The organism is Streptomyces sp. NPDC059037, assembly GCF_042740015.1.
Taxonomy (GTDB): domain Bacteria; phylum Actinomycetota; class Actinomycetes; order Streptomycetales; family Streptomycetaceae; genus Streptomyces.
Genome location: NZ_JBHYIG010000349.1, coordinates 1 through 9,427 on the forward strand (window position 1 = coordinate 1; position 9,427 = coordinate 9,427).

The following is a 9,427-nucleotide window of genomic DNA, read 5'->3' on the forward strand; positions in this document are numbered from 1 at the left end:
GTCGGCCTCCTCGATGACGGCCTCCGCGACCTGCTGCATGGAAAGCCGGCGGTCCATCGACGTCTTCTGGATCCACCGGAACGCGGCGGGCTCGGTGAGGCCGTACTCCGTCTGCAGGATCGACTTCGCGCGGTCCACCAGCTTGCGGGTCTCCAGACGCAGGGTGAGGTCGGCGACCTCCTTCTCCAGCGTCTTCAGCTCCGTGAAGCGCGAGACGGCCATCTCGATGGCCGGGACGACGTCGGTCTTGCTGAAGGGCTTCACCAGGTACGCCATCGCGCCCGCGTCCCTGGCCCGCTCGACGAGGTCGCGCTGCGAGAAGGCGGTGAGCATGAGGACCGGGGCGATGCTCTCTTCGGCGATCTTCTCCGCCGCGGAGATCCCGTCGAGCACCGGCATCTTCACGTCCAGGATCACCAGATCGGGCTTGTGCTCCCGGGCCAGCTCGACGGCTTTCTGACCGTCACCGGCCTCGCCGACGACGCTGTAGCCCTCCTCCTCGAGCATTTCCTTGAGGTCGAGCCGGATAAGAGCCTCGTCCTCGGCGATGACGACACGGGTCGTCAGCGGAGGCACGTGCGACTTGTCGTCGTCATCGGCTACGGGCTGGGGCGACTCGGGGGAAGTCACGGGGGCTCCTTGTTGCGGGCCGGGCAGGTACAGCTGCCTCTGAAGCCTACCTAGCTGCAACGGCCTCTGGTCACCCGGTACACTCCTCGAAGGTCGTCCAGCCGGGTTGGCGGAATGGCAGACGCTGATGTCTCAAACACATCTGTCCGAAAGGACGTGCGGGTTCGACTCCCGCACCCGGCACTTCACATAGCGGAAGTTCACGTTCTCGTGAACCTCCGCTTTTTGCTACTCGCCGACACGATCAGTCGCACAGAGTAGCGTCATGAACTTCCACGGCACAGAGGTACGGCACAAAGCCCTCACGCTGCTGCGAGGCGGCACGAAGAACGCCGAGGTTGCCCGCCAGCTGAATGTCCCGAGCGGCACCATCTCGTACTGGCGACATATGGACCGCGCCAAGCGCGGAGAGTGTCCGGGCAAGCATGACCCCAAGTGCCCGCAGTGCGACGGTCGCGATCTCGACACAGCGGCCTACTCCTACCTCCTGGGGCTCTACCTCGGAGACGGGCACATCATCCAGTACTCGGGGCATCGCGTTCCCAGCCTCATGATCACTTGCGGCGACTCATGGCCTGGCCTCAAGGACGACTGCGAGCGGGCCATGCGCGCCGTGTTCCCCGACAACTCCGTCTGCCGGGTCCGCAAGACCGGATGCCAGAACATCAAGGTCTACTCGAACCACCTCTGGTGCATGTTCCCCCAGCACGGCCCAGGGAGGAAGCACGAGCGCAACATCGCCCTGGAACCCTGGCAGCAGGACATCGTCGACACCCATCCCTGGGACTTCATCCGGGGACTGATCCACTCCGACGGCTGCCGCATCACCAACTGGACGACCCGCATGGTCGGCGGGGAGCGCAAGCGCTACGAGTACCCCCGGTACTGGTTCACCAATGTCTCGGACGACATCCGCAAGCTCTACACCGACACTCTCGACAAGCTCGGCGTCGAATGGAAGGACTGCACGCGTCACGGCAGCCCGTACAACATCTCCGTAGCCCGCAAAGCATCAGTCGCCCTCATGGACACCCACGTAGGCCCCAAGTACTGACCCCCGCACCCTCCACGCAATAGGACGCGTCACTCCCCTTTCCCGGCCGCTCTGGGAGCTGCCCCAAATCCGCAGTGAACCCTTGCCCCGCCCCGCGCCCCGCTGCGATCTTCGCCCCCATGACTCCCCTGAACCGGCGCAACTTCGTCGCCGCTGCGGGCGCCGCCGCAGCAGCAATGGCTCTCAGCCCCGACACCGTTTCCGCACTCGACAACGACGGCGGCACCAGCAAGGGACACACAGCGACGGACGAGGGTGACGTGGACTTCGACGACAGGGACGACTTCGCCGATGCCGACAAGGGGTTCATCGCCGCCCTCGTACCCGGTGTCGTCAAGAACGCCAAGGGCGATGTCGTCTGGGACAACGACGCGTACGCCTTCCTGAAGAAGGACGCCCCCAGGACCGCGAACAAGAGCCTGTGGCGGCAGTCCCAGCTCGTGTCCAAGCAGGGGCTCTACAAGGTCACCGACCGGGTCTATCAGGTGCGTGGCCTCGATCTGTCGAACATGACGATCATCGAGGGCGACACCGGCATCATCGTCGTCGACCCGCTGATCTCGGCGGAGACCGCGGCCGCCGCGCTGAAGCTGTACCGCGAGCACCGGGGCGAGAAGAAGGTCACCGGGCTCGTCTACACGCACCCGCACGTCGACCACTTCGGCGGCTGTCGCGGTGTGCTGCCGGCCGGGGCCGAGGACGGTGTGCCGATCCTCGCGCCCGACGGGTTCATGGAACACGCGGTCTCCGAGAACGTGTACGCGGGTACGGCGATGCAGCGGCGTTCCGGGTACATGTACGGCGCCCTGCTGCCCAAGTCCCCTGCGGGGCAGATCGGTTGTGGGCTCGGGCAGACCGTTTCCGTCGGGTCGATCGGGCTCATTCCGCCGACCAAGGACGTCACCGAGACCGGGCAGGTCGAGACCCTCGACGGCGTGCGGTTCGAGTTTCAGATGACGCCGGGGACCGAGGCTCCGGCCGAGATGAACTTCGTACTCCCCGAACTGCGTGCCGTCTGCATGGCGGAGAACGCGACGCACACGATGCACAACATCATCACGTTGCGCGGCGCGCAGGTGCGGGATGCCCGGCAGTGGGCGCGGTACCTCGACGAGTCGGTGGTGTTGTTCGACGGGCGGGTGGATGTCGCGTTCGCCTCGCATCACTGGCCGACGTGGGGTGGCGACACGATCGTCGAACTGCTGGAGCAGCAGCGGGATCTGTACGCGTACATGCATGACCAGACGTTGCGGATGATCAATGCGGGGATGACGGGTCGTGAGATCGCCGAGGAGATCGAGTTGCCGCCCGCGCTCGCCGGGGTGTGGGCGAACCGGGGGTACTACGGGTCGCTCAGTCATAACGTGAAGGGCATCTATCAGCGGTACATGGGGTGGTTCGACGGGAATCCCGCGCATCTGTGGGAGCATCCGCCGGTCGAGGAGGCCAAGCGGTATGTGAAGGCGATGGGGGGTCGTACGGCGACGGTCGCCAAGGCGAAGGCGTTTGCCAAGAGCGGTGATCTGCGGTTCGCGGTGACGTTGCTCAATCATGTGGTGTTTGCGGATCCTGGTCACAAGGTGGCCAGGGCCGAACTGGCCACGTTGTACGTGAAGTTGGGGCAGGCCTCGGAGAACGCCGTGTGGCGGAACTTCTATCTGGTGGGTGCCCAGGAGTTGCGCGAGGGTGTGCGGGACTCCCCGGCGTCTGTGGCGAGCGCGGACATGCTGATGGCCCTGTCGGTGGACCAGTTGATCGACTCCGTGGCGGTCCGGATCAATGGTCCCAGGGCGTGGGAGCTGAGGCTGCGGATGGACTGGAGTCTTCCGGCGCTCGGGAAGGTCTGGCATCTGATGCTGCGGAACGGCGTGTTGACGTATCGCAGCGACACGGAGAAGAACCCGGACGCGGGCGTCACCCTCACCATGACCAAGCCCCAGCTGCTCTCCATGCTGGGCGGCAAGGGGCTCGGGGACATCAGGGTCGAGGGTGACGTCTCGTTGCTGTCCGATCTGCTCGGCGTGGTGGACAAGCCGGATCCGGCCTTCGCCATCGTCACGCCGTAGGGCGATGGCGAAAGCGGCTACTTGGGGGTGTCCCCGGTGTCGTCCTCGCCGATGTGGTGGATGCGGACGAGGTTCGTCGAGCCGGGGACGCCGGGCGGGGAGCCTGCCGTGATGACCACGATGTCGCCGCGCTCGCAGCGGCCGATCTTGAGGAGCAGTTCGTCGACCTGGTCGACCATCGCGTCGGTGGATTCGACGTGCGGGCCGAGGAAGGTCTCCACGCCCCAGGTGAGGTTGAGTTGGGAGCGTGTCGCGCGGTCCGGGGTGAAGGCGAGGAGCGGGATCGGCGAGCGGTAGCGCGAGAGGCGGCGGACCGTGTCGCCGGACTGGGTGAAGGCGACGAGGAACTTGGCGCCGAGGAAGTCACCCATCTCGGCGGCCGCGCGGGCTACCGCACCGCCCTGTGTACGCGGCTTGCTCCGCTCGGTCAGCGGTGGGAGGCCCTTGGCGAGGATGTCCTCCTCGGCGGCCTCGACGATGCGGCCCATCGTGCGGACCGTCTCGATGGGGTACTTGCCGACGCTGGTCTCGCCGGAGAGCATCACCGCGTCCGTGCCGTCGATCACGGCGTTGGCGACGTCGGAGGCCTCGGCGCGTGTGGGCCGGGAGTTGTCGATCATCGAGTCGAGCATCTGGGTGGCGACGATGACCGGCTTGGCGTTGCGCTTGGCGAGCTTGATGGCGCGTTTCTGGACGATCGGCACCTGCTCCAGGGGCATTTCGACGCCGAGGTCGCCGCGGGCGACCATGATGCCGTCGAAGGCGGCGACGATGTCCTCGATGTTCTCGACCGCCTGCGGCTTCTCCACCTTGGCGATCACGGGGAGCCTGCGGCCTTCTTCGTCCATGATCCGGTGGACGTCCTCGATGTCGCGTCCGCTGCGTACGAAGGACAGGGCGATGACGTCGAATCCTGAACGCAGGGCCCAGCGCAGGTCTGCCTCGTCCTTGTCGGAGAGCGCGGGCACGGAGACCGCGACGCCGGGGAGGTTGAGGCCCTTGTTGTCGGAGACCATGCCGCCTTCGACGACCGTGGTCGTGACGCGGGGCCCGTCGACCGCGGTGACCTCCAGGGTCACTTTGCCGTCGTCGACGAGGATGCGCTCGCCCGGGGTGACGTCCTCGGCGAGGCCGGCGTAGGTCGTGCCGCAGGTCTGGCGGTCGCCCTGGACGCCTTCCTCGACGGTGATGGTGAACTCGTCGCCCCGTTCGAGAAGTACGGGACCTTCGCTGAAGCGGCCGAGGCGGATCTTCGGGCCTTGAAGGTCGGCGAGGACGCCGACGCTGCGGCCGCTCTCGTCGGAGGCCTTGCGTACGCGCTGGTAGCGCTCCTCGTGATCGGCGTAGGAGCCGTGGCTGAGGTTGAAGCGGGCCACGTCCATTCCGGCTTCGACCAGTGCCTTGATCTGGTCGTACGAGTCCGTGGCGGGGCCCAGGGTACAAACGATTTTTGCTCGGCGCATGGTTCGACCCTAGGCCTTACCGGCGGGTAGAGAATTGGCTGGGCATGACTACTCAACAACCTTTGCGTGAAGGGTTATTGACAAGTGTTGAATTGTGCGGGGCGCTGCTCTGATGAGCGATTTACCGAGCGCCCAGCACTGTCAAGCACCCCTGTGGCTACAGCTGCGGAGGCGTCATGGTGAAGCGCGCGTTGACCTGTGCGTAGACGCGCTGCCGCTGGGGTTCGAGGTCCAGGGGTGCCGCCTCCTGGGCCATGTCGGCCGCGCCGCCGTATGCGACCGTGCGCATGGCCGGCGCTCCGCCGTAGCCGTACGGCGCCGCGTTCTCCGCGCCGATGTCGGCGAGCTCCACCAGGGCGGCGAGCCCCGCGCCCAGCGCCTGGGCGTACTCGCGGCCCCGCTGCACCGCCTCCCTGACCGCCTGCTGGCGGGCCTCGCGGTGGGCGGGCGAGTCGGGGCGCAGCGACCACCACGGCCCGTCCACCCGGGTCAGCTCCAAGTCGGCGATGCGCGTGGTGAGTTCGCCGAGCGCGGTGAAGTCGGTGAGCTCGGCGGTGACGGTGACCCGCCCGTGGTAGGTGCGGACGCGCTCCCCCTTGCCCCGCTTGGTGAGTTCGGGGGTGATGGAGAAGGCCCCGGTCTCCAGCTTCTCCACCGCGTCGCCGTACGACTTGATGAGGTCGAGGACGGCGGCGTTGCGCCGCGTCAGGTCGTTCAGGGCATCGCGCCGGTCGCTGCCGCGCGCGCTCACGGTGATGCCGATGCGGGCGATCTCGGGGTCGACCTCCAGGTGCGCCTCGCCCTTGACGGCAAGGCGCGGGGCGTCGGGGGTGCCATACGGAGTGGGGGTGGTCGTGTCATCCATGCGGCCACTCTCGCACTGGGGCACGGCACCGGACAGTCACCGGATCGAAACCTGCGGGGTCTGTTGCCGGTGGGGCACTCGGGGACAGAATCTACGCGCGTTACATCGGTCGACCAAGGGGAGCATGAAATGCCGCTGAACCGCCGGAAGTTCCTGGGGAAGTCCGCAGCCACGGGGGTGGCACTCGCCGGAGGCGTGGCCGCCGCGCCGTCCGCGACGGCCCAGGCACCCGGGAAGCCCGCCAAGCGGACCAAGCGGTACTCGTTCACCGTCATGGGCACCACGGACCTGCACGGCAACGTCTTCAACTGGGACTACTTCACGGACAAGGAGTTCGACGACAAGGACCACAACGACGTGGGCCTGGCGAAGATCTCCACCCTCGTGAACGAGATCCGCGAGGAGAGAGGCCGCCGCAACACGCTTCTGATCGACGCGGGCGACACCATTCAGGGCACCCAGCTCTCGTACTACTACGCCAAGATCGACCCGATCACCGCCGAGCGCGGCCCAGTCCATCCGATGGCGCAGGCGATGAACGGCATCGGCTACGACGCGGCGGCGCTCGGCAATCACGAGTTCAATTACGGCATTCCGGTCCTCCGGAAGTTCGAGGAGCAGTGCGATTTCCCGTTGCTCGGCGCGAACGCGCTCGACGCGAAGACGCAGAAGCCCGCTTTCCCGCCGTACTTCATGAAGCGCCTGCGCACCCCGCACGGCCGGGACGTGAAAGTCGCCGTCCTCGGTCTGACCAACCCCGGCATCGCGATCTGGGACAAGGCGAATGTCCAGGGGAAGATGACGTTCCCGGGCCTGGAGGAGCAGGCGGCGAAGTGGGTGCCGAAGCTGCGCTCCATGGGCGCGGACGTCGTGATCGTCTCGGCGCACTCCGGTTCCAGCGGCACCTCTTCGTACGGTGACCAGCTGCCGTACATCGAGAACGCGGCCGGTCTGGTCGCCGAGCAGGTGCCCGGGATCGACGCGATCCTGGTCGGGCACGCGCACACGGAGATCCCCGAGTACTTCGTGGAGAACAAGGAGACCGGCAAGAAGGTCGTCCTCTCCGAGCCCCTCAAGTGGGGCCAGCGGCTCACCCTCTTCGACTTCGACCTGGTGTGGTCGAAGGGCCGCTGGACGGTCGAGAAGGTGGGCGCGAAGGTCCTCAACTCCAATACGGCGGCGGAGGATTCAAAGGTCACCAAGCTGCTCGCGGACGAGCACAAGAAGGTCGTCGCGTACGTCAACCAGGTCATCGGCACGTCGACGCAGGCGATGAGCACGGCCGAAGGCCCGTACAAGGATGTCGCGATCATCGACCTGATCAACCACGTCCAGGCGGAGACGGTCGGGGAGGCGCTCAAGGGCGGCCAGTACGCGGCGCTGCCCGTGCTCTCCCAGGCCTCGTGCTTCTCGCGCACGGCGAAGATCCCGCAGGGCGAGATCACCATCAAGGACGCGGCGGGCCTCTACCCGTTCGAGAACACCCTGGAGGCGCGGCTCGTCACGGGCGCGCAGCTGAAGGAGTACCTGGAGTTCTCCGCCCGCTACTACGTCCAGACGGCGGCCGGCGCCCCGGTCGACCCGGCGAAGCTCACCAACGCGGACAACATCCCGGACTACAACTACGACGCGCTGTACGGCGTGACGTACGAGATCGACATCGCCAAGGCGGCGGGCTCCCGCGTCGTGAAGCTGAGCTTCGACGGCAAGGAGCTCGACCCGAAGGCCGAGTTCGTGCTCGCGGTGAACAACTACCGCGCCAGCGGCGGCGGGAACTTCCCGCACATCGCGGGCGCCAAGCAGCTGTGGGCGAACTCGGACGAGATCCGCAACACGATCATCCAGTGGGTGCGGGCGAAGGGGACGGTCGACCCGGGCCGGTTCGCGTCGGTGGACTGGAAGCTGACCCGGGACGGGACTCCGGTGTTCTGAGCGCTTTCTGAGCGGTTACAGCTTCAGGTGCGCCAGGTCGACGGCGTAGGCGTGATATTTACGCGACGTGACGGCGGCCTGCGGCGCACAATCGCGTGCATGGATGACCAGCTCGTACATCTCAAGGACAGGGCACTCGCGGCGGCGCTCGACGTCGTGCTCCGGGACGTGAGGGCCACGTGCGCCGTGCGGCCGGTCGTCCATGAGGAGCGGGACTTCATGAGGCTCGGCGAGGACGTGATCATGCTCTACGCGCCGGGTGGCTCGGGCCAGGGCGTCTCCGTCGCCGAGTGGCGGAGCCCCGCCGAGCAGGTGGCGGATCTCGCGGACCAGGTCCAGGGATGGGCCGTCGAGGAGCTGTGCGCGGCCCTGAAGCCCGCGACCTGGCCCGAGTGCCCCACCCACCCCGGCTCCCATCCGCTGGAGGCCGGCGTGGTGAGGGGCGTGGCGGTGTGGTCCTGCCCGAGGACGCGGAAGGCCGTGGCGCCGGTGGGAGAGCTCAGTTCTTGAGGCGTACGAGATTGCCCCGCTGCTCCCCGATCGCGACCGCGTCGCGGCCCTGCGGCTCCTGGAGCCCGAAGCTGGTGAACGCCGTGCGCCCGGGCAGCGGGTAAGGGTCCTTGCCCGTCACGGAGTTGAGGATCGTGGCGCTGCGCCAGGCGGCGAGGCCGAGGTCGGGGGCGCCGACGCCGTGGGTGTGGCGCTCGGCGTTCTGGACGTAGACGTGGCCGGTCACGGACGGGTCGAGGACGAGGCGGTACCGCTCGTCGACGCGGGGGCGTTCGGATGCGTCCCTGCGCATCAACGCGTCGAGTCCGCCCAGGAGTTGGTCGAGGGGGCGCTCGCGGTAGCCGGTGGCCAGGACGACGGCGTCGGTGGTGAGGCGGGAGCGGGTGCCCTGCTGGAGATGCTCCAGGTGGAGTTCGACGCGGGTGGTGGCGACGCGGCCGGCGGTGCGCACGCCGACGCCGGGGGTGAGGACGGCGTCGGGCCAGCCGCCGTGCAGGGTGCGCTGGTAGAGCTCGTCGTGGATGGCGGCGATGGTGTCGGCGTCGATGCCCTTGTGCAGCTGCCACTGGTGCGGGACGAGGCCGTCGCGGACGGATTCGGGCAGTGCGTGGAAGTAGCGGGTGTAGTCGGGCGTGAAGTGTTCCAGGCCGAGCTTGGAGTACTCCATGGGCGCGAAGGCCTCGGTGCGGGCCAGCCAGTGGAGCTTCTCGGCGCCCACGGGGCGGTGCTTGAGCAGGTCGAGGAAGACCTCGGCGCCGGACTGGCCCGAGCCGATGACGGTGATGTGCCCGGCGTCGAGCAGCCGGTCGCGGTGCAGGAGATAGTCCGAGGAGTGGATCACCGGCACGGCGGGGGCGTCCGCGAGGGGCTTGAGCGGCTCGGGGACGTACGGCGCGGTGCCGACGCC

8 protein-coding genes and 1 tRNA gene are annotated in these 9,427 nt (G+C 67.5%); 5 read left to right on the forward strand and 4 right to left on the reverse strand.

Annotated elements, in window-relative coordinates; all coding sequences use genetic code 11:
* Positions 1–630: ANTAR domain-containing response regulator (locus ACFWY6_RS41145; RefSeq protein ID WP_384701729.1), on the reverse strand; the 630-nt coding region annotated here is incomplete at its 3' end.
* 100 nt (positions 631–730) lie between these two features.
* Here ACFWY6_RS41145 and ACFWY6_RS41150 point away from each other — a divergent pair.
* From ACFWY6_RS41150 to ACFWY6_RS41160, 3 genes are all read left to right on the forward strand, one after another.
* Positions 731–813 (forward strand) — tRNA-Leu (locus tag ACFWY6_RS41150).
* Positions 814–895: 82 nt separating this feature from the next.
* On the forward strand, positions 896–1,684 hold the full coding sequence (locus tag ACFWY6_RS41155) for a helix-turn-helix domain-containing protein (RefSeq protein WP_384701732.1): 789 nt from the start codon (positions 896–898) through the stop codon (positions 1,682–1,684).
* A gap of 119 nt (positions 1,685–1,803) precedes the next feature.
* Entirely contained in the window at positions 1,804–3,750 is a 1,947-nt protein-coding gene (locus ACFWY6_RS41160) for an alkyl/aryl-sulfatase (protein ID WP_384701735.1), read from the forward strand.
* Positions 3,751–3,767: 17 nt separating this feature from the next.
* On the opposite strand, the gene pyk is transcribed toward ACFWY6_RS41160, so the two are convergent.
* Together pyk and ACFWY6_RS41170 are read right to left on the reverse strand one after the other, a co-directional pair.
* The gene (gene pyk / locus ACFWY6_RS41165) at positions 3,768–5,213 is read right to left on the reverse strand and encodes a pyruvate kinase (RefSeq protein WP_384701738.1); all 1,446 of its coding nucleotides are present in this window, start codon (positions 5,211–5,213) and stop codon (positions 3,768–3,770) included.
* 157 nt (positions 5,214–5,370) lie between these two features.
* Positions 5,371–6,078, reverse strand: a complete 708-nt coding sequence (locus ACFWY6_RS41170; protein ID WP_384701741.1) for an SIMPL domain-containing protein — start codon at positions 6,076–6,078, stop codon at positions 5,371–5,373.
* Positions 6,079–6,207: 129 nt separating this feature from the next.
* Here ACFWY6_RS41170 and ACFWY6_RS41175 point away from each other — a divergent pair, with 129 nt between their 5' ends.
* Together ACFWY6_RS41175 and ACFWY6_RS41180 are read left to right on the forward strand one after the other, a co-directional pair.
* The gene (locus ACFWY6_RS41175; protein ID WP_384701743.1) at positions 6,208–8,010 is read left to right on the forward strand and encodes a bifunctional metallophosphatase/5'-nucleotidase; all 1,803 of its coding nucleotides are present in this window, start codon (positions 6,208–6,210) and stop codon (positions 8,008–8,010) included.
* A gap of 99 nt (positions 8,011–8,109) precedes the next feature.
* Positions 8,110–8,520, forward strand: a complete 411-nt coding sequence (locus ACFWY6_RS41180; protein WP_384701746.1) for a hypothetical protein — start codon at positions 8,110–8,112, stop codon at positions 8,518–8,520.
* On the opposite strand, the gene ACFWY6_RS41185 is transcribed toward ACFWY6_RS41180, so the two are convergent.
* The coding region (locus ACFWY6_RS41185; RefSeq protein WP_384701749.1) for a SidA/IucD/PvdA family monooxygenase at positions 8,510–9,427 on the reverse strand (918 nt) is incomplete at its 5' end. The genes ACFWY6_RS41180 and ACFWY6_RS41185 overlap by 11 nt on opposite strands.